Consider the following 19,315-nt stretch of genomic DNA (forward strand, 5'->3'; position numbering starts at 1 on the left):
TGTGCAAAAATGGGTTATTTTAACTGATTTTGGCAAACGAGGCCGTCTGAAATGGTTTTCAGACGGCCTCGTCTCATCGGCGGGAAGGTTTACAGCAACACTTTTTCAATACCGCCGTTATTGGCTTTTTCGACAAACTCGTTTTGCCAGTTGTCGCCGAGAATGTGTTTCGCCATTTCCACCACGATGTAGTCGGCGGGCATGGCGTTGTCGTCGGTGTAGCGGCTCAAACCTTGCAGGCAGGCGGGGCAGGAGGTGAGCATTTTTACCGGCTCGCCCTGCGGCAACTGCTTGAGGTTTTTCTCGATTTCTTCCTGTTTGCGGAATTTCACTTGCGTGGCGATGTCGGGCCGTTTGACGGCAAACATACCTGATTCGCCGCAGCAGCGGTCGCTCAACACCACTTCTTTGCCCATCAGTTCGCTGGTCATTTTGGTGGCGTTCATGGTTTTGATCGGGCTGTGGCAGGGGTCGTGATACAGGTATTGCTGGCCGCTCACGCCGTCGAGCTTGATGCCTTTTTCCAATAAAAACTCATGAATATCAATGATGCGGCAGCCGGGGAAAATGTCTTCGAAGCGGTATTTTTCCAGCTGGTCGTAGCAGGTGCCGCAGCTCACGACCACGGTTTTGATGTCGAGGTAGTTTAAGGTGTTGGCCAAACGGTGGAAGAGCACGCGGTTTTCGGTGGTCATCTGTTCGGCTTTGTCGTGGTTGCCGCCTGCGTCTTGCGGATAGCCGCAGCAGAGATAGCCCGGCGGCAGCACGGTTTGTACGCCGGCATGCCAAAGCATCGCTTGCGTGGCTAGTCCGACTTGGCTGAACAGGCGCTCGGAACCGCAGCCGGGGAAATAGAACACGGCTTCGCTGTCTTCCGGCAGTTGCGGGTTGCGGATAATCGGCACGGTTTTGTTGTCTTCAATGTTCAACCAAGCGCGGGCGGTTTTTATCGGCACATGGCGCGGCAGCGGGCGGTTGATGAAATGCACCACCTGCTCTTTAATCGGCGAACCGCCCGTGGTGGCTTTTGGGGCTTTTTTCAGACGGCCTGCACCGATGTGGGCTTTCTTGCCCCAGTTGTATGCCATATTCTGAAATTTGAAACCGGCTTCCACTACGCCTTTGCGCAACACTTGGATGGTGCGCGGGTCTTTGGCGTTGAGAAAAGCCATGCCGGCGGCAACGGCGGGGTTGAACTTGCGTTTGCCGGCTTTGCGCAGATAGTTGCGGATGGCCACGGTTACGTCGCCGAAGTCGATGTTGACGGGGCAGGGCTTCACGCAGCGGTGGCATACGGTGCAGTGGTCGCCGACATCGTTCAGTTCGTCGAAATGGCGCAGCGATACGCCGCGGCGGGTTTGTTCTTCGTATAAAAACGCTTCGGTTAGCAAGCCGACACCGAGAATTTTGTTGCGCGGGCTGTACAGCAGGTTGGCACGCGGCACATGGGTGCTGCACACGGGTTTGCATTTGCCGCAGCGCAGGCAGTCTTTTACCGATTCGGCGATGGTGCCGAGGTCGGACTGCTCCATAATCAGTGATTCCACGCCGAGCAGCTCGAACGAAGGCGTGTAGGCGTTGCGTAAATCCGAGCCTTTCATCAGTTTGTGGCGGTTGAAGCGGCCTTGAGGATCGACTTTGGCTTTGTAGTCCCAAAAGGGCTGCATTTCTTCGTCGGTGAGGAATTCGAGTTTGGTGATGCCGATGCCGTGTTCGCCGGAAATCACACCGTTTAAGCTGCGGGCGATGTTCATGATGCGTTCCACCGCTTTGTGGGCAGTTTGCAGCATCTCGTAATCATCTGAATTGACAGGGATATTGGTGTGGACGTTGCCGTCGCCCGCGTGCATGTGCAGGGCAACGAACACGCGCCCGCGCACCACGCGGCTGTGAATCTTGGCCAAACCTTCCATGATTTTGGTGTCGGCCTTGCCGCTGAAGATTTCAGACAGGGGTTTCATTACGTCGGCTTTAATCGACACGCGCAGGCGGAAATCGCGGAAAGCGATAAAACTGCTTTCTTCGTCTTTGGCTTCGGGCGCGGCATGAACCGCGTCGCCGTAACGTTGTTTGTATTCGGCCAACGGTGCGTCAAGATTGGCGAGCAGCCATTCCCAGCGCTCTTTAACCGATTGAACGTGTGCCAATGCGTGTTTGGCGCGTTCGCCCAGCAATTCGCTGCTGGGCAGGTCGGTGCCCATTTTATCGACGGGCAGGCTGCCTTGCAGATATTGGATTAAGGCTTCGCACAAGGCCAGTTTGTTTTTAATCGACAACTCGATATTGATACGCTCGATGCCGTCTGAATACTCGCCCAAGCGTTCGAGCGGAATCACCACGTCTTCATTGATTTTAAAGGCGTTGGTGTGCTTGGCGATGGCGGCGGTGCGGCTGCGGTCGAGCCAGAAGGTTTTGCGCGCTTCGGGCGTAACGGCGATAAAGCCTTCGCCGTCGCGGGCTTGCGCCAGTTTGACGATATGCTCGGCCGCTTCGATAACGGCGGCTTCGTCGTCGCTCACAATATCGGCAATCAGCACCATTTTCGGGCGGCCTTTGCCTGCTGCTTTGGTGGCATAGCCGACCGCGCGTACATAACGCCAGTCGAGATGTTCCAAACCGGCCAGCTGTACCTGTTCGTGGCCGAGCAGATAATCGCGGATTTCTACGATAGACGGCGTGGCGTTGGCAACGGTGCCGAAAAACTCCAAACAAATGGTGCGGATGTGTTTCGGCATGGTGTGCAGCACAAAGGCCACGCTGGTGATGATGCCGTCGGTGCCTTCTTTTTGCACACCGGGCAGACCGCTGAGGAATTTGTCGGTAACGTCTTTGCCGAGGCCGACTTTGCGGAATTGGCGGCCGGGGATTTCCAGCCGTTCGGTTTTAACGACACGGCGGCCGTCTGAATCCAAAGTATGCACGTCGAAAACGGCGGTTTCTTCGTCGTGGATTTTGCCGAAGTTGTGGCGCACACGCTCGATTTTCAGCCATTCGCCTTGCGGGTTGACCATTTTCCAGTAGGCAAGATTGTCCAACGCCGTGCCCCATAGCACGGCTTTTTTGCCGCCCGCGTTCATGGCCACGTTGCCGCCTACGCAGGAAGCATCGGCGGAAGTCGGGTCAACTGCAAACACCAGCTTGTTGGCCGTGGCGGTTTCTTCCACCCGCCGCGTTACCACGCCCGCCCCGCAATGGATAATCGGGTGTTTGCCTTCCAAGCCGGGTAGTTCCACATATTCCACGCCGTTGTGTTTGTCGAGTTTTTCGGTGTTGATGACCGCGCTCATGGCATCGAGTGGCACCGCGCCGCCGGTGTAGCCCGTGCCGCCGCCGCGCGGAATAATGGTCAAATCCAGTTCGATTAAGGCTTTTACCAAAGGCGCGATTTCGTCTTCGGTGTCGGGGTTGATGACCACAAACGGATATTCCACGCGCCAGTCGGTCGCATCGGTAACGTGTACCACACGGGCGAGGCCGTCGAACATGATGTTGTGTTTTTTGGTGATTTTGGACAAGCGCGCCAGAATCTGTTCACGCTTTCTGCGGGTGCTTTCAAAGCTTTCGTCGAAACGCTGAACCGCCGCTTCTGCCGCCTGCAACAGTTCGGATACCTGTTCGTTGTTGTCGCGGCGTTTTTGGATTTCGTTCAAACGGTGGCGCATCTCCCGTACCAGTGCGGCAAGGCGGTTGGGGTGGTCGAGCAGGTCGTCCACCAGATAGGGGTTGCGGGTAACGACCCAAATATCGCCCAATACTTCAAACAGCATCCGTGCCGAACGGCCGGTTCTGCGTTGGCCGCGCAAGTCCTGTAATACGTTCCACGCTTCCGAACCCAGCAGGCGGACGACGATTTCGCGGTCGGAATAAGATGTGTAGTTGTAGGGGATTTCGCGTATGCGTTGCTGTGTGGCTGTGGTCATGGCGGGCGGTTCCGTATCATTCTTTTTTAAACTGTGCGGCAAGCGTAAGTTTTTTATCCGTAACAGTTTATTTTTTATTTAAGGATTCAGACGGCCCGAATCAGGCCGTCTGAAAAAAATGTTCATGTAACAAAATCGTAATTTAATGTAATTCCGATTGTTTTTCAATGGAAAAATATGGCTGAACATTATGCAGCGCGTTCATAAAGACGGCATTTTTGTCGACAATTCCGGTATTTTTGTGCGCCTCAGGCAACAGGCTATTGGTATTTTCACACAAAGCGGCTATAATGCACGGCTTACGGCGGGTCTCCCCGCATGGTAATTCGGAACAACGGGTCAGGGGCGGAAGCCAGCAGCCCACTCTGATGCGCCAGTGCCGGGGGTTGGGCTCGCCACCCTTTACCAAACACCGACGGCTTGTCTGAGCCGTCGGTGTTTTACTTTTCAGACGGCCTTAAGAGCAAGGCTCGGCCTGTTACTTTTACAGATTGAGTAGAGGCCGTCTGAATGATTTTGTTTTTATTGGGAATATCTGCCATGTCGGTTAACCATTATGAAAACTTCCCCGTCGGGTCTTTGGTATTGCCCCGTCGTTTGCGAAAACCGGTTCATGCCGTTTACGCTTTCGCCCGCACGGCAGACGATATGGCCGATGAAGGCGATGTGCCGGATGATGTGCGCTTGCAGCAGCTGGACGGACTGCGGCAGGAATTAGACAGAATTTCACGCGGCGAAACACCCGAAACCGATTTGATGCGCCGTTTGCAGCGGGAAGTGCTCCAGCCGTTCGGCGTGCCTTTGCAGCCGTTTTACGATCTGCTTTCCGCTTTCAGCCAAGACGTAGTGAAAAAGCGTTACCAGCATTTCGGCGAACTGGTAGATTATGCCCGCCGGTCTGCCAATCCCGTCGGCCGGATTCTGCTGCATCTTTACGGTGTGACAGATGAACGCAGCATCGCCCAAAGTGACGGCATCTGTACGGCTTTGCAGCTGATCAATTTTTGGCAGGATGTGGCGGTCGATTGGCAGAAAGGGCGGGTGTATATTCCGCAGCAGGATTTGGAAAAATTCGGCGTCAGCGAAGCACAAATCGCAGAGGGTAAGGCCGATTTCGCTTTCCAGCGGCTGATGGCGCACCAATGCACCCGCGCCCATCAAATGCTGAAAGCCGGTTCTCCGTTGGCAAAAACTTTGAAAGGGCGCATCGGTTTTGAGTTGCGTATGATCATTCTCGGCGGCCAACAGATTTTGAACAAGCTCGACGCAAACCGCTACGATGTGTTCAACCACCGCCCTAAATTGGAAGCGGCCGACTGGTGGAAGATCGTGAAACGGGCGGTGTTGAAAAAGTGATGCCGTGTTGGATGTTTATTGATTGAATTGAGGCCGTCTGAAAGCTCGTGTAGTTTGTTTTCAGACGGCCTGAGACTTTTCACTTTCGCGAAAGATACGGAGTATAATCCCGCGATATTTTCCCGCATCATTTTTTATGTCTGTCCAAACCCACCGCATCAATCACGAACCTGCTTTTCTGCTCACCGCCAAGCCGTGGCGCGAGAGCAGTTTGTGGGTGGAATTGTTCAGCCGCAGTTACGGGCGGGTGGCTGTGCTGGCACGCAGCGCACGCACGCGCCAGAGCGAATTGCGCGGCGTGCTGGTGCCGTTTGTGCCGATGAGTGCCTCGTGGTATGGTTCGCAGGAATTGAAAACCCTGCACCGTGCCGAATGGCTGGGCGGTTGGCGGCAGCCGCAGGGGAGGGCGCTGTTTAGCGGTTTGTATGTGAACGAACTGGTGTATAAACTCACCGCCCGCGAAGATCCGCATCCCGCCCTTTACGATGCGCTGCATACCGTGATGCAGACGATTGCCAACGAAGCCAACCATGTTGCCGCTTTGCGCCGCTTTGAATGGACGTTGTTGACCGAACTCGGTTTCGCCCCTGATTTGCAGCAAGACGAACACGGCGGGGCGGTTACTTCGGATCGCCGCTACTGGCTGCGCCCCGAACACGCGCCGCTGCCGTTTGAAGAAGCAGGCGGTTTGCCGCCCGGCGAAGTGCAGGGCGTGGCGGTGGACGGCAGCAGCTTAATCCAATTGCGCAGCGGCAGCTTTGAAAGCGGCGAGAGTTTGCAGCAGGCGCTCAAACTTACCCGCATGCTGATTGACTTCCGCCTGCCCGAAGGCATCAAATCGCGGCAGGTATTGCAGCAGATGCAGCAGTTTCAGACGGCCTGATTTGATACGGCAAACAGGCCGTCTGAACAGACAAAACACGAAAGGATTTCCCATGTTGTTAGGCGTAAACATCGACCACGTTGCCACCCTGCGCAATGCACGCGGCACCATTTACCCCAGCCCGCTCGAAGCCGCGCTGATTGCCGAAACCCACGGTGCCGACCTGATTACCCTGCATTTGCGCGAAGACCGCCGCCATATCAAAGATGCCGACGTGTTTGCCATCAAACAGGCCATCCGCACACGCATGAATCTGGAAATGGCCTTAACCGAAGAAATGCTGGAAAACGCTTTGCAGGTGATGCCCGAAGACGTGTGTATCGTGCCGGAACGCCGCGAAGAAGTCACCACCGAAGGCGGATTGGACGTGTTGGCGCAGCAAAAGAAAATCGCCGAGTTTACCAAAACGCTTACCGATGCCGGCATCCGTGTTTCGCTGTTTATTGATGCCGATGAAGCCCAGATTCAGGCGGCACGCGATGTCGGCGCGCCGGTAATCGAACTGCACACCGGTGCGTATGCCGATGCCGAAACGCCTCAACAACGTCAGGCGCAATTGCTGCGGATTGAAGAAGGCGCGAATTTCGGCAGCGATTTGGGTTTGGTAGTGAACGCAGGCCACGGCCTGACTATCCACAACGTCAGCCCGATTGCCAAAATTCTAGCCATTCACGAACTGAACATCGGCCATTCGCTGATGGCGCAAGCGATTTTTATCGGCCTGCCCGAAGCCATCCGCCAGATGAAGGAAGTGATGTTCAGAGCACGCTCGCTGCCTTATTAATCAAGACTGATTCAGGCCGTCTGAAATAACCATTCAAAGGAAACGCCATGATTTACGGAATCGGTACCGACATCGTTGCCCTGAGCCGCATCGAAAAACTGTATAAAAAATACGGACAATCCTTTGCCGAACGCCTGCTCAGCCGTGTAGAGATGCTTGAATATCCGCAGGCGGCGCGTCCGGTAAATTTTCTGGCCAAACGCTTTGCCGCCAAAGAAGCCTTTGCCAAAGCCGTCGGCACCGGCATCCGCTCGCCCGTGAGCCTGCGCAACATCGGTATCGGCCATGATGCACTCGGCAAGCCTGAATTTATCTGCGAACCCGAATTGGAAAAATGGCTGAAAGATCAAGGCATACGCCGCGTGCATCTAAGCATGAGCGATGAAGACGACAAAGTGATGGCTTTTGCGGTAGCGGAGAAATAACGCCTTTATCTATTTTATGTTCAGACGGCCTCCATTGCATGCAGGCCGTCTGAAACCCGATTGCAAATTCAACTCGAAACAAGGAAACGCAACATGAGCAATTCAGTGATTACCGTGATCGGCAAAGACCGTGTCGGCATTGTGTACGACGTGTCTAAACGGCTTGCCGAAAACCAAATCAATATTCTCAACATCAGCCAGCAACTGATGGACGATTTTTTTACCATGATTATTTTGGTGGACACGGCAAAATGCCCGAAAACGCGTCAGGAAATGCTGGATCTGTTTGCAGAAGAGAGTAAAAAACTCGCGCTCGACATCCGTATGCAAAACGAAGAAATCTTCAACGCCATGCACCGCATTTAAAGGATTGAAATCATGACAACCAGCATTCAATCCAGCGAAATATTAGAAACCGTGCGTATGGTGGCCGACCAGAATTTCGACGTGCGCACCATCACCATCGGTATCGACCTGCACGACTGCATCAGTGCCGACATCAACATTCTCAACCAAAACATCTACAACAAAATCACCCGCATCGGCAAAGATTTGGTGAAAACCGCGCAATATCTTTCTGCCAAATACGGCGTGCCGATTGTGAACCAGCGCATTTCCGTTACGCCCATCGCCCAAATCGCCGCGGCTACCCACGCCGATTCGTATGTGAGCATTGCCCAAACACTGGATAAAGCAGCCAAAGACATCGGCGTGTCATTTATCGGCGGCTTTTCCGCATTGGTGCAAAAAGGCATGTCGCCGTCGGACGAAGTGCTGATCCGCTCCATTCCCGAAGCCATGAAAACCACCGATATCGTGTGCAGTTCCGTCAATATCGGCAGCACGCGCGCCGGCATCAACATGGACGCGGTAAAACTGGCGGGCGAAATCATTAAAGAAACCGCCGAAATCACGCCCGAAGGCTTCGGTTGCGCCAAAATCGTTGTTTTCTGCAACGCCGTCGAAGACAACCCCTTTATGGCCGGTGCGTTTCACGGCGCAGGCGAAGCCGATGCGGTTATCAACGTCGGCGTATCCGGCCCCGGCGTGGTTAAAGCCGCTTTGGAAAACACTTACACGCATACGCTTACCGAAGTGGCCGAAGTAGTGAAAAAAACCGCTTTCAAAATCACCCGCGTCGGTGAATTGATCGGACACGAAGCCAGCAAAATGCTCGGCATTCCGTTCGGCATTCTCGATTTGTCGCTGGCTCCCACGCCTGCCGTCGGCGATTCGGTAGCCCGCATCCTCGAAGAAATGGGCTTGAGCGTATGCGGCACCCACGGCACCACCGCCGCCTTGGCCTTGCTGAATGATGCCGTGAAAAAAGGCGGTATGATGGCCTCCAGCGCGGTCGGCGGTTTGAGCGGCGCGTTCATCCCCGTTTCCGAAGACGAAGGCATGATTGCCGCTGCCGAATCGGGCGTGCTGACTTTAGACAAACTCGAAGCCATGACCGCCGTCTGCTCCGTAGGCTTGGATATGGTCGCTGTGCCGGGCACGACTTCTGCTGCCACCATTTCCGGCATCATTGCCGACGAAGCCGCCATCGGCATGATCAACAGCAAAACCACCGCCGTGCGCATTATCCCCGTGCCGGGTAAAGATGTGGGTGACAGCGTAGAATTCGGCGGCCTGCTCGGATACGCACCGATCATGCCCGTGAAAGAAGGCTCGTGCGAAGTGTTCGTTAACCGCGGCGGACGTATTCCCGCTCCGGTGCAGTCGATGAAGAATTGATTGGTTCGTATGGGTTAAAAGACCGTCTGAAAATATTTTCAGACGGTTTTTTTCAGACGGCCTCTCCCAATATCGCAAGAGTAAGTTGCTAAAAGCAAACCATAAAAAAAATTCCTCTCATCCTTGATAGTACGAGAGGAATTCGCTTTTATAAAGATTTCGGCTTTAACGCATAAGAAAAAAGATTCGGTAATTTTCTTAAGCGCGTTTGCGGAATTCGCCGGTGCGGGTGTCGATTTCGACTTTGTCGCCGTTTTCAACGTAGGCCATTACTTGGATTTCGGTGCCGCCGACCAAACGCGCGGTTTTCATCACTTTGCCTGAGGTGTCGCCTTTAACGGCCGGCTCGGTGTATTCCACTTCGCGCACGATGATGGTGGGCAGTTCTACGGAAATCGGGTTGCCTTCGTAGAAAGTTACTTCGCATACGTCTTCCATGCCGTCAACGATGAATTTCAATGCGTCGCCGATGTTTTCGGCTTCGATTTCGTATTGGTTGAACTCTTCGTCCATGAATACATACATGGGGTCGGCAAAGTAGCTGTATGTGCAGTTTTTGCGGGCCAAAATAACAACGTCGAATTTGTCGTCGGCTTTGTAGATAGTTTCGGTGGCTGCGCCGGTCAGCAGGTTTTTCAGTTTCATGCTGACTTTGGCAGAGCTGCGGCCGCCTTTGATGTATTCGGTTTTTTGTACCACCATCGGGTCGTTGCCGACCATAAATACGTTACCTGCGCGCAGTTCTTGTGCGGTTTTCATGTTGTGTTTCCAATCTTTGATTCGGTAAAAATAAACGCGTTATTTTAGCGGTGTTCGATAAATTTGGCTAGTTTTTCGATGGCTGAAGATTGCCGGAAAAGCCTGTTTTTCCAATCCGCCGCACTTTGTTGCCACAGATGGGCGAATTGTTGCAGGGTTTGCCATGCGGCGAGGCGTTGTTCGGCTGTGAGTGCGGTTGCGCCGTTCAGTTCGTCCGATAGGGCTTGGTGAGCGGTTTGAATGTTTTGGGGATAATCGGCATAGGCTTTGTGCCAGAAGGCGTGCAGTTTGTCGATATGCACGGATTCTTCCTGCGGATAAATATGCCAGAAAAAGGGTTTGGCGGCGAATTGGGCGCGCACGAAGCTGTCTTCGCCGCGGATGATAAGGCCGTCTGAAAGGTGCAGCAGGCGGTCGAAATCGCTTTGGGGAATAAACGGTATCTTAACCAGCTGAACCGAGGCCGTCTGAAAAACGCTGCCGCTTTCGGTTAAGGCATTTTGCGGTATGGCTCCGGCGGTTTTCAGGCTTTCGATGATTTGGTTGCCGGCCAACAGCAGGGTAATCGGCTGCCCGGCTTGCTGCCACATGGTCAGCCATTCTGCCCAAACGGGGCTGTGATAGCCGAACAGCAGCCATTCTGGGGCGGTTTTCGCGGGGAGTTGCAAGGTTTTGCGGAACGTATGTTCGTTGAAAAGGCAGCGTGTTTCGTAGTCTTGTTCGCGCAATAGTCCGCCGCTTCGTTCGCTGAAGCCCATAAACCAGAAATATTTTTGCAGACCGTCGGCTTGGGGCGAGGGTAGGGCGTGGAGTTTTTCGTTGCTGTCTTCGGCGCTGAGGTATTCCCAATTCAGCCATAAGGGGCGGTGTCGGCGGATAACTGCCAAAACATCGGGCGGTAAATCGCAGGCGAAGGTTTCGATAACGATATGCGGAGGCGGGGTGTTATCCAAGCCGTCGGCACGCTCTGCCTGCCATGTTCGCACGGTGATGTGTTGATGGGTGCAGGGCGTAGCGGGCAAATCGGGGCAGAGGGCAAGCAGGGCGGCGGCATCGTCCACCCATAAATGCACCTGCCAGCCCAGTTCGCGGGTGAGCATTTGTGCCAGCCGCCACGACACGCCGATATCGCCGAAGTTATCGATAACGCTGCAAAACAACCAGCAAATTTGAGGGGATTTTTTTTCAGACGGCATGGCTTTGAAGATAAGGCTTTGACTGGCTGGAGATTATAGCTTGAAAAGCTTTTGTCAAGCATTTTTATGTTTTTATCCACACTGTTTTTCAGTTGGGCGGTGTGTGCCCGTGTAGGATGCTTGACAACTTGAAAACTATTGTAACTTGATGATATATATTGATTTTTATAAAAGGCTTATTTTTTGTGCAACACTATGGAAAGCCTGATTTTTCGGGAAAAAGACGGGTATTTCACATATTGTCCACAAAGTTATCCACATCTTTTGTGAGTAAGCGGCAAAGCATTGACGGCACTTGGATTTAGCGTTTTGTCATGATAAAAAGCGGTGGAAATTTTTTGATATTTTTGAGTATGGGCGGCGGCTTGGAAAATAATTTTCGGTAATGCGGCTTGGAAAATAATTTTCGGTAATAAAGAGCATGTAAAAAACGGTTTTCAGACGGCCTTTATAATCGTTCTCTTCGGGCTAAGGCACAGCAACGCTTTAACAGAAACACAGTTTATTTGCTATACGGCGAGTTTACGCTTTGCCCTGCATGTTGTGGTGTTCGATTTCAAAACCGCTGTTTCGATAGGCGCGGAAGCGTTCGCGGGCTTCGGCCAACTCTTCCAAACTACTGCCGACGATTTCCAACACCCGCGCAGGCGGCACCGGCGCGTCGCACCAAAAGTCGGGCGCAAGATTCAGCACCACCAAACCGCTTTCCGTTTCGGGCAGAGTGTTGCCGCAGGCCAGCACCAGCGGCACGTCTCGGGGGCAGTCTTGGCCGGTCTCCCAAACTTCGTGAGCCAAGAAACTGGTCGGCTCGAATTGCCATAAGTCGATATCCAAGCGCGCAACGGCTTCGGGCGAATCCGCCCACACCAACACGCGGGAGCCGCTTTGCATGGCACGGGCGGCCAAACGGCAGGTGAAGGCGTAGGGGTTGCCGACATGGGTATAGAATGTTGCTTTAGGCATGTTGGTCTTTCGTGTTCGGTTGCGCTGTGTTTTTCAGACGGCCTGAAGTGTCGTATGGGTATGTTTAATATAGATGGGAAATGCGGTAAGGTCGAGTTGCGGCGGAAACAATAAGATGAGGCCGTCTGAAAGTGTTCAGACGGCCTCTGCCGTTATTTGGCTTCCAGCTTGGTTACGCCGCCCATATAAGGTTGCAGTGCGGCGGGGATGTTGATGCTGCCGTCGGCGTTTTGGTGGTTTTCCAGCACGGCCACCAGCGTGCGGCCGACCGCCAAACCCGAGCCGTTTAAGGTGTGTACCAAACGGTTTTTGCCGTTTTCGTCTTTAAAGCGGGCTTTCATGCGGCGGGCTTGGAAGTCCTCGCAGTTGGAGCAGCTCGAAATTTCGCGGTAGGTGTTTTGTGCGGGCACCCATACTTCCAAATCGTAGGTTTTGGTTGCGCCGAAGCCCATATCGCCGGTGCACAGGGTAATCACGCGGTAGGGCAGTTCCAGCAGTTGCAGGATTTTTTCGGCGTGCCCTACCATTTCTTCGAGCGCATCGTAAGATTTTTCGGGGTGGACGATTTGCACCATTTCCACTTTGTCGAACTGGTGCTGGCGGATCAGGCCGCGCACGTCTTTGCCGTATGAGCCGGCTTCGGAGCGGAAGCAGGGCGAATGTGCGGTCAGTTTAAGCGGCAGGCTTTCAGACGGCATGATGCTGTCGGCTACGGTATTGGTGAGGGTAACTTCGGCGGTGGGAATCAGGTATTGCGTGGTTTTGGTTTCGTCGCCGCCGCGGGTAACGTGGAACAGGTCTTCGCCGAATTTCGGCAATTGGCCGGTGCCGAACAGGGTGCTGTCGTTGACGATATAGGGCGTGTAGCACTCGGTGTAACCGTGTTGCGTGGTGTGGGTATCGAGCATGAATTGTGCCAAAGCGCGGTGCAGGCGGGCGATTTGGCCTTTCATCACGGTAAAGCGCGAGCCGGAAAGCTGTGCGCCGGTTTCAAAATCCAAACCCAGCGGCGCGCCCAAATCGACGTGGTCTTTTACTTCGAACTCAAATGCACGCGGCGTGCCGATTTTACGCACTTCCACATTTTCGGTTTCGTCTTTTCCTACCGGCACGCTTTCGTGCGGCAGGTTGGGAATGCCGGCCAACCATGCTTCGAATTCGGTTTGGATGGCTTCGAGTTTGGCGGCGTTTTGTTCGAGTTCGTTTTTGATATCGGCAACCTGCGCCATCACTTGTTCGGCTTCTTCGTGTTTGCCTTGGCCTTTGAGCATGCCGATTTTTTTCGATTCGCTGTTGCGGGCGGCCTGTAATTCTTCGGTGCGGACTTGCAGCTGTTTGCGTTGGTTTTCCAATGCTTCGAAACGGGCGGTGTCAAATTCGTAACCGCGTTCGGCCAAACGGGCGGCGATGGCGGCGGTGTGGTTGCGGAGTTGTTGGATATCTAACATGGTTTCTCTCAAACAAAGTAAAAATCGGAATGGCCGTTATTGTAAACCAATTCAGGGCGGAAAGGCCGTCTGAAAAACATTTTCAGACGGCCTGAGACCTTTGGGCTGTGTGTTTATCGAATCTGCATGAATGCTTATGCGTTTTCTTCTATATCGAGTTCAAGTTGCGGATCGGGTGCGGGCGGTTTTTCTAAAAACTCGTTCACGCCCCGTTCGCAGCGGGTTTTCTTTTCATTCAACGTGGCTTGCAGCAGGGCATCGTTGCGCGGCAGGGCGGCGCGTTCGGCTTCGTGGTGCCACAGATGGTAGGCAATACCGGCGAATTTCAGATTGTGCCGTTTCATGCCGCTATGGTAGCAGCGGGCGGCAAATTCGCTGTCTTCGCGACCCCAGCCGACAAATTCGTTGTTGAAGCCGTTTACCGCTAACGCATCGTCGCGGAAAAAGCCCATATTGCAGCTTTTGATGCCTTTGTGTTTGCGGTTGCCGCGTTTGCCGAGCAGCTTGGCGAGCTTGGTGAGACGCAGGGCGGACAGGCGTTTTTTCACACCGTTTGAGCTAAAAGACAGCTCCGGCAAAGGCAGGCCGGGTTGGTTTAATATGGCTTCGGTACGCTCTTTGCTGAGAATCACGCGCGAGCCTTGAATCAGACGGCCTTTTTTGGCCGCGGCGATGTGGTCGGCGATAAACGACGGATCGAGCACCATGTCGCCGTCGATAATAATCAGGTAATCCGAGGTGGCGGCGGCGATGGCGCGGTTGCGTGATTCGGCGGCGCGGAAGCCGTCGTCTTTCTGCCAAGTGTGTTTGACCGGCACGGGGCTGGCTTGGGTAAACTTACCCACCACTTCGGTGGTACGCCTGTCGGAACCGTCGTCGGCGATGATGATTTCCTGCGGCAGGCGGGTTTGCGCCAATGCCGATTTCAACACCAAAGCCAGCGCATCGGGGCGGTTGTAGGTGGTGATGATCAGCGACACGCTCATGTTGCGGTTGTGTTCGTAGAGCTTAACGTATTTATAGTAAGAGCCTTGTGCGTTAACCGAAGAAATAATCAAACCGTCGGCACCATACATAAAGCCGCGTTTGAGCAGATAGTTTTTAATAAAGGCTACTGCGCCGTGGAGCAAGCCTTTAAAAGGGGTGGCATCTTTTTTATAACGGTTTTCTTCGGCATAAAGGGTGCTGTAATGCTGCATTTTGTGAATCAGCCCTTCAACATTTTCATAAGAATAATGTTTCAGATGGCCGTTGAGCTTGCGCACGACGGTTTGAGGCGGAAGCACGATGCCTTCGTGTACTTTTCTGTCGGAAAAACCGGTGTGGGTGCGTTGGTAAAGTCGCGGCAAAATATCGGGATACCATGTGCAGCCTTTAATCAGGCGGCCGTTGTAGTGGTTGAGCCGCAAAAGGGTATAGACGGTTTGCGGGTCGTTGTGTTCAACCGCCCGGCGGATGTTTTCCACCAATTCGGCATCGGGCACTTCGTCGCTGTCGATGCTGAAAATCCAGTTATGCTTGGCCAACGACGCGGCAAGGTTTTTCATCGGGCCGAAGCCGGTAAACTCGTGCTTGCACACGCGCACGTTGCCGAAGCGGGCGGCAATTTCAAGCGTGCGGTCGGTAGAGCCGTTGTCGAGCAGCAGCACTTCGTCGAAGTCGGTCAAAGCAGTGAGCACTTCTTGCAGATAGCGTTCGGAATTTTTAACCAGCATCACGGCACTGGCGGGAATTTTGTGTGTTTGCATAAATGGTTAGGGCAGGAAGAGCCGTTTGAGGCAAACGGTTTGAGTTATATTGGACATATAAGGTAAGGCCGTCTGAAAAGCATGGTAGCACGGTTTGCATACGGTTTTTTTCAGAAAACGCTGAGTTTCCGATATTTTCGCGGGTTTGGCAAAATAAAATAAACCGTCTGCAAATATATTACAGACGGCCTTTGCAGTTTATTTTGCTTATGGCTTATGGGTTCAAACTTGCTTTTGTTGCAGTTATCTCTGCTTTGCACTGATCCAGCGATACACTTTCCAGTTTAGGTCGGCCGACAAATGCACCAAAGCCGACGCTTGCTTTGACACATTGGACTTCATTGGCCCGTAGCGGAATCGTTACGCTTCGGCGCGCTTCTGTTTTGGCCCAAATTTCGTAATCTCCCGGAGCCAATTCTTTACTGATATAACCGCCGTTGCGGATATTGCCGATTTTTTGTTCCCCCGCATATACATCATAATGAATAGCTGCACCTTTGAAAGAAGGAGAGCGGTAAACATAAAGTTTACTTTGTCCTTCGGAAGGTGCTTCAAGGGCAGAGAACTGCGTGCCGGTTGCTCCGCAGGCGGCTAATAGAAAAGCTAAAGTACCTATGGTAAATATTTTATTCAGCATAAAGTTTTAGGGGCTGACGTAGATTAGCAGTCATGATAGGCTGCCAAAATGAAGATAACCCACTGTAAGTTAAAGAAGAGTCTGCAAAGAAAACTGCTTGAATATTTTGTATTGGAGGTAACCGCACGTTCTGCTGCCGATATCTTGGGTATTCAGCCCAATACGGCTATTCTCTTCTACCGTAAAATCCGTCTTGTTATCAGCCATCATTTGGCTTTGGAAGCAGATCAGGTTTTTGAGGGCACTATAGAATTGGATGAGAGCTATTTCGGCGGTAAGCGTAAAGGAAAGCGCGGTAGGGGAGCAGCAGGTAAAGTGGTGGTTTTCGGTATCCTTAAACGTGGAGGTAAGGTTTATACGGTTGTAGTGAATAATGCCCGAAAGGAAAGTTTATTTCCTGTTATTACAAGGAAAATTACACCTGATAGCGTAGTTTATACGGACTGCCTGAGCAGTTACGACGTGTTGGATGTCAGCGGTTTTCACCATCACAGGATTAATCACAGCAAAAAGTTTGCCGACCGACACAACCATATCAACGGCATTGAGAATTTTTGGAATCAGGCGAAACGTGTCTTGCGCAAATACAACGGAATTGACCGAAAATCTTTTCCTCTGTTCTTGAAAGAATGTGAGTTTCGTTTTAACTTCGGGACACCAAAGCAGCAGTTAAAAACTTTGCGGCTTTGGTGTGGTGTTTAGGGCTAATCTACTTCAGCCCCAAGTTTTAATCCCTTTAAATTAGTTGATCAATTTAATAACGCTTACCGCCAAAAGCAGTATCAAGGCTCGGATTATTGTCGAATTTAACAACACCTGCGGTCTCTTCATAATGCTTCCCGAATAACCCTCCCTGATATCGTCCTCCATTGTTGCCAATTACACTGGCAGTTCCAGAGTAAGATGCTCCATTCAGACGCCCCTCGTGCAAAGAAATATTTCTGCGTAATCCAGGCATTTCTATCTCGCCACTAACAGTTTTATTTCCAAAATCAACATGAATACGACTTTTTGCATCCAAGAGAATGTCGTTATCGATGCTGTCGTTACGCACGGCATTACCGTGGTAAGTAGCCGAACCTGAGTTAGGTATATTTTTTTCAGGTGTTAGCGTACCTTGATAGCGTATTTCTTGGAAGTGACCGCTGTTATTTAGCCATGCTCCGTAAAATGATGAATCTTGATTCCAACCTTTTAATTTACCATCGGTAGTATCTGCTTCGATGGCTCCTTTAGGGCTGAGTTCGAGGTTAATTTTAGTGCCGTCTGGAGTGGTGGTTGTACCTGCTCCGCCGCTGCCGCAGGCGGCTAATAAAGTCGAGGCCAAAACAGTAAGAAAAATTTTTTTCATGTAGACAAGATCCTTCTGTATTTAAAGATTAAAAGTTCATTTTTTTAGTAGATGGCACAGCCGAGCTGACTGTGTAAAAATTTTTTCATTATTTTTATTTTTAATCAACTATTTATTTTATTTTTTAGCTTTTTGTAAATTATCTTTATGATTTTGTTTGTAAAATAATTCAAAAATGAACAATACTAACCTTTTGTTTTATTTAATAGTCATGAATTTACAGTTGCCGAATAACTCGTTGTGTTTTGAGAAGTGAAAAACCAATCTGTGTTTGAATAACCGCATGATGCAGATACGATCTCTTTTTCACTCCGAAGGTATATTATTGATTATCTGCCGCATACCCTGCTTAGCGCAAAAACAGTATAATCACGTTTCGACATATGCTCGGCCGTCTGAATGTGCTTTCAGACGGCATTATTGATGATCAAGGAATACCATGAGAAAACCACAGCGCGGCTATGCCCGCCAAGACCGTGTTAAAGAACAGATTATGCGCGAAATGGCCGAACTGGTGCGCACCGGCCTGAAAGACCCGCGAGCAGGCTTTATTACCATTAACGAAGTGGACGTAACCCGTGATTACAGTCATGCCACGATTTACTACACCGTGCTTGACGACAGCACCCGTGAGATCACCGAAGATGCGCTCGAACATGCCAAAGGTTATCTGCGCACCGAATTATCCAAGCGCATCAAGCTGTTTAAAACACCCGAGCTGCATTTCAAGTATGACGAATCGCTCGAGCGCGGCATGAGCATTTCCCATCTTATCGATAAAGTTGCGGCAGAAAAGCCTGTTGAAGATTAATACGGCAGGCCGTCTGAACAGCCCGTTCAGACGGCCTGAAACCTTTACACATTTATGAACCCGTTTTCCAAACCGCAAAAACGCGCCGTGAACGGCGTACTTCTGCTCGACAAACCACAAGGATTGTCGAGCAATACCGCCTTGCAGAAAGCCCGCCGTCTCTACCGCGCCGAAAAAGCCGGCCATACCGGCGTGCTCGACCCGATCGCCACCGGCCTGCTTCCCGTATGTTTCGGCGAAGCCACCAAATTCGCACAATATCTGTTGGATGCCGACAAAGCCTACACAGCCACACTCAAACTCGGCGAAGCGACTTCAACCGGCGATGCCGAAGGCGAGGTTGTTGCCACGGGCCGTGCCGATATTCCATACGAAGATTTTCAGACGGCCTGTCGGGCATTGACCGGCTCTATCCGACAAGTGCCGCCGATGTTTTCGGCATTGAAGCATGAGGGCAAACCGCTTTATGAATACGCCCGCAAAGGCATAGTCATCGAGCGCAAGCCGCGCGACATTACCATTTATTCCATCGATATCCAATCCTTTAGCCCGCCCGAAGCCGTAATTGATGTGCGTTGCAGCAAAGGCACTTACATTCGCACACTGAGTGAGGACATCGCCAAACATATCGGCACTTTCGCCCATCTGACCGCGCTGCGCCGCACCGAAACCGCCGGTTTTTCGATAGGGCAAACGCATACGCTCGAAAAATTGGAAGGGTTGGACGAAGCCGCACGCGACGGTTTGCTGCTGCCTTGCGATGTGCTGGTCGAACACCTCCCCCGTCTTGTTTTGCCCGAACCGTCTGTTCGGTTGCTCAAGTTCGGTCAGCAGCCGGCGCATTCCGGCAACAGTGTTTCTTCCGATATGCCGATTCGGATTTATGACGAAAACGGCACTTTTATCGGCTTGGTCGAGTATCAGATTGAAACAGGCCGTCTGAAAGCGCTGCGGTTGATGAATACGGCAACATAATTGCGCTTTATTTCACATCACTAAAGTTATTATTCAAAAAAGCAATCAAATAGGGGGAAATCGGCTGTAAAAAGCCCGATTTTCCCTCTGATAGTTTGATTTTGCTCAATGCATATCCTTGTTGGCTTGCGCCTGCATATCGTTCTGATAAGAACTGTGCTAACCTAGCAACGATTGTTCACGTTACACAACTATAATTTACACAAGGCTGCCGTGAATTTTCATGCGGTTCGTGCGTAAACATGCGCATGCAGTACAGACGCAGGGGATACCTTTACAAGCATCTTTCCCGCTTCAGATTGCATCCGCCTGTTTCCAA

General features: G+C 52.0%; 17 protein-coding genes and 1 other RNA gene. 10 read left to right on the forward strand and 8 right to left on the reverse strand.

The window, feature by feature from the left end:
• Positions 1-89: 89 nt before the first annotated feature.
• Positions 90-3,920: a DUF3683 domain-containing protein gene (locus tag LVJ88_RS05520; protein ID WP_085418274.1), complete on the reverse strand. Its 3,831-nt coding sequence runs from the start codon at positions 3,918-3,920 to the stop codon at positions 90-92.
• A 303-nt stretch (positions 3,921-4,223) separates the two neighbouring features.
• Here LVJ88_RS05520 and ffs point away from each other — a divergent pair.
• From ffs to LVJ88_RS05555, 7 genes are all read left to right on the forward strand, one after another.
• Positions 4,224-4,320, forward strand: an RNA gene (gene ffs / locus LVJ88_RS05525) — signal recognition particle sRNA small type.
• 140 nt (positions 4,321-4,460) lie between these two features.
• Positions 4,461-5,276 (forward strand): squalene synthase HpnC, encoded by an 816-nt coding sequence (gene hpnC / locus LVJ88_RS05530; RefSeq protein WP_054600389.1) that lies wholly within the window; start codon positions 4,461-4,463, stop codon positions 5,274-5,276.
• A gap of 136 nt (positions 5,277-5,412) precedes the next feature.
• Complete coding sequence (gene recO, locus LVJ88_RS05535; protein WP_085418273.1) at positions 5,413-6,159, forward strand: DNA repair protein RecO; 747 nt, start codon at positions 5,413-5,415, stop codon at positions 6,157-6,159.
• 52 nt (positions 6,160-6,211) lie between these two features.
• Positions 6,212-6,943: a pyridoxine 5'-phosphate synthase gene (gene pdxJ, locus LVJ88_RS05540; protein WP_085356496.1), complete on the forward strand. Its 732-nt coding sequence runs from the start codon at positions 6,212-6,214 to the stop codon at positions 6,941-6,943.
• A 47-nt stretch (positions 6,944-6,990) separates the two neighbouring features.
• Positions 6,991-7,368 (forward strand): holo-ACP synthase, encoded by a 378-nt coding sequence (acpS, locus tag LVJ88_RS05545; protein WP_085418272.1) that lies wholly within the window; start codon positions 6,991-6,993, stop codon positions 7,366-7,368.
• 93 nt (positions 7,369-7,461) lie between these two features.
• Positions 7,462-7,734 (forward strand): ACT domain-containing protein, encoded by a 273-nt coding sequence (locus LVJ88_RS05550; protein ID WP_085418271.1) that lies wholly within the window; start codon positions 7,462-7,464, stop codon positions 7,732-7,734.
• Between the two features lie 12 nt (positions 7,735-7,746).
• Positions 7,747-9,108, forward strand: coding sequence for a PFL family protein (locus LVJ88_RS05555; RefSeq protein WP_085418270.1), 1,362 nt, complete (start codon positions 7,747-7,749; stop codon positions 9,106-9,108).
• A gap of 198 nt (positions 9,109-9,306) precedes the next feature.
• On the opposite strand, the gene efp is transcribed toward LVJ88_RS05555, so the two are convergent.
• From efp to LVJ88_RS05585, 6 genes are all read right to left on the reverse strand, one after another.
• On the reverse strand, positions 9,307-9,867 hold the full coding sequence (efp, locus tag LVJ88_RS05560) for an elongation factor P (RefSeq protein ID WP_085362958.1): 561 nt from the start codon (positions 9,865-9,867) through the stop codon (positions 9,307-9,309).
• A gap of 44 nt (positions 9,868-9,911) precedes the next feature.
• Complete coding sequence (gene earP, locus LVJ88_RS05565; protein ID WP_085418269.1) at positions 9,912-11,063, reverse strand: elongation factor P maturation arginine rhamnosyltransferase EarP; 1,152 nt, start codon at positions 11,061-11,063, stop codon at positions 9,912-9,914.
• Positions 11,064-11,585: 522 nt separating this feature from the next.
• Entirely contained in the window at positions 11,586-12,026 is a 441-nt protein-coding gene (locus LVJ88_RS05570) for a DNA polymerase III subunit chi (RefSeq protein WP_085418268.1), read from the reverse strand.
• Positions 12,027-12,178: 152 nt separating this feature from the next.
• Positions 12,179-13,474: a serine--tRNA ligase gene (serS, locus tag LVJ88_RS05575; protein WP_085418267.1), complete on the reverse strand. Its 1,296-nt coding sequence runs from the start codon at positions 13,472-13,474 to the stop codon at positions 12,179-12,181.
• A 134-nt stretch (positions 13,475-13,608) separates the two neighbouring features.
• Entirely contained in the window at positions 13,609-15,222 is a 1,614-nt protein-coding gene (locus LVJ88_RS05580; RefSeq protein WP_085418266.1) for a glycosyltransferase family 2 protein, read from the reverse strand.
• A gap of 214 nt (positions 15,223-15,436) precedes the next feature.
• On the reverse strand, positions 15,437-15,859 hold the full coding sequence (locus LVJ88_RS05585; protein WP_085418265.1) for a DUF2846 domain-containing protein: 423 nt from the start codon (positions 15,857-15,859) through the stop codon (positions 15,437-15,439).
• Positions 15,860-15,907: 48 nt separating this feature from the next.
• Here LVJ88_RS05585 and LVJ88_RS05590 point away from each other — a divergent pair, with 48 nt between their 5' ends.
• Complete coding sequence (locus tag LVJ88_RS05590; RefSeq protein WP_085417784.1) at positions 15,908-16,561, forward strand: IS1595 family transposase; 654 nt, start codon at positions 15,908-15,910, stop codon at positions 16,559-16,561.
• A gap of 52 nt (positions 16,562-16,613) precedes the next feature.
• Here the strand turns inward: LVJ88_RS05590 and LVJ88_RS05595 are convergent, their stop codons facing one another.
• Positions 16,614-17,210 (reverse strand): Slam-dependent surface lipoprotein, encoded by a 597-nt coding sequence (locus LVJ88_RS05595; protein WP_085418963.1) that lies wholly within the window; start codon positions 17,208-17,210, stop codon positions 16,614-16,616.
• A 439-nt stretch (positions 17,211-17,649) separates the two neighbouring features.
• Between LVJ88_RS05595 and rbfA the strand changes: the two genes are divergently transcribed.
• Together rbfA and truB are read left to right on the forward strand one after the other, a co-directional pair.
• Positions 17,650-18,021 carry a 30S ribosome-binding factor RbfA gene (gene rbfA / locus LVJ88_RS05600; RefSeq protein WP_085356507.1) on the forward strand — a complete coding sequence of 124 codons (372 nt, stop codon included), beginning with the start codon at positions 17,650-17,652 and terminating at the stop codon, positions 18,019-18,021.
• Positions 18,022-18,075: 54 nt separating this feature from the next.
• Entirely contained in the window at positions 18,076-18,996 is a 921-nt protein-coding gene (truB, locus tag LVJ88_RS05605) for a tRNA pseudouridine(55) synthase TruB (RefSeq protein ID WP_085418962.1), read from the forward strand.
• Positions 18,997-19,315: the final 319 nt, after the last annotated feature.

Origin of the sequence: Neisseria dumasiana, from assembly GCF_022870885.1 — a bacterium.
Lineage (GTDB): Bacteria > Pseudomonadota > Gammaproteobacteria > Burkholderiales > Neisseriaceae > Neisseria > Neisseria dumasiana.

Coding starts and splice junctions, on each gene's coding strand:
- LVJ88_RS05555 (WP_085418270.1), top strand. CDS start 7,747: ATGACAACCAGCATTCAATCCAGCGAAATATTAGAAACCGTGCGTATG.
- rbfA (WP_085356507.1), top strand. CDS start 17,650: ATGAGAAAACCACAGCGCGGCTATGCCCGCCAAGACCGTGTTAAAGAA.
- LVJ88_RS05550 (WP_085418271.1), top strand. CDS start 7,462: ATGAGCAATTCAGTGATTACCGTGATCGGCAAAGACCGTGTCGGCATT.
- LVJ88_RS05580 (WP_085418266.1), bottom strand. CDS start 15,222: ATGCAAACACACAAAATTCCCGCCAGTGCCGTGATGCTGGTTAAAAAT.
- LVJ88_RS05520 (WP_085418274.1), bottom strand. CDS start 3,920: ATGACCACAGCCACACAGCAACGCATACGCGAAATCCCCTACAACTAC.
- pdxJ (WP_085356496.1), top strand. CDS start 6,212: ATGTTGTTAGGCGTAAACATCGACCACGTTGCCACCCTGCGCAATGCA.
- earP (WP_085418269.1), bottom strand. CDS start 11,063: ATGCCGTCTGAAAAAAAATCCCCTCAAATTTGCTGGTTGTTTTGCAGC.
- LVJ88_RS05595 (WP_085418963.1), bottom strand. CDS start 17,210: ATGAAAAAAATTTTTCTTACTGTTTTGGCCTCGACTTTATTAGCCGCC.
- truB (WP_085418962.1), top strand. CDS start 18,076: ATGAACCCGTTTTCCAAACCGCAAAAACGCGCCGTGAACGGCGTACTT.
- hpnC (WP_054600389.1), top strand. CDS start 4,461: ATGTCGGTTAACCATTATGAAAACTTCCCCGTCGGGTCTTTGGTATTG.
- serS (WP_085418267.1), bottom strand. CDS start 13,474: ATGTTAGATATCCAACAACTCCGCAACCACACCGCCGCCATCGCCGCC.
- LVJ88_RS05570 (WP_085418268.1), bottom strand. CDS start 12,026: ATGCCTAAAGCAACATTCTATACCCATGTCGGCAACCCCTACGCCTTC.
- LVJ88_RS05590 (WP_085417784.1), top strand. CDS start 15,908: ATGAAGATAACCCACTGTAAGTTAAAGAAGAGTCTGCAAAGAAAACTG.
- efp (WP_085362958.1), bottom strand. CDS start 9,867: ATGAAAACCGCACAAGAACTGCGCGCAGGTAACGTATTTATGGTCGGC.
- recO (WP_085418273.1), top strand. CDS start 5,413: ATGTCTGTCCAAACCCACCGCATCAATCACGAACCTGCTTTTCTGCTC.
- acpS (WP_085418272.1), top strand. CDS start 6,991: ATGATTTACGGAATCGGTACCGACATCGTTGCCCTGAGCCGCATCGAA.
- LVJ88_RS05585 (WP_085418265.1), bottom strand. CDS start 15,859: ATGCTGAATAAAATATTTACCATAGGTACTTTAGCTTTTCTATTAGCC.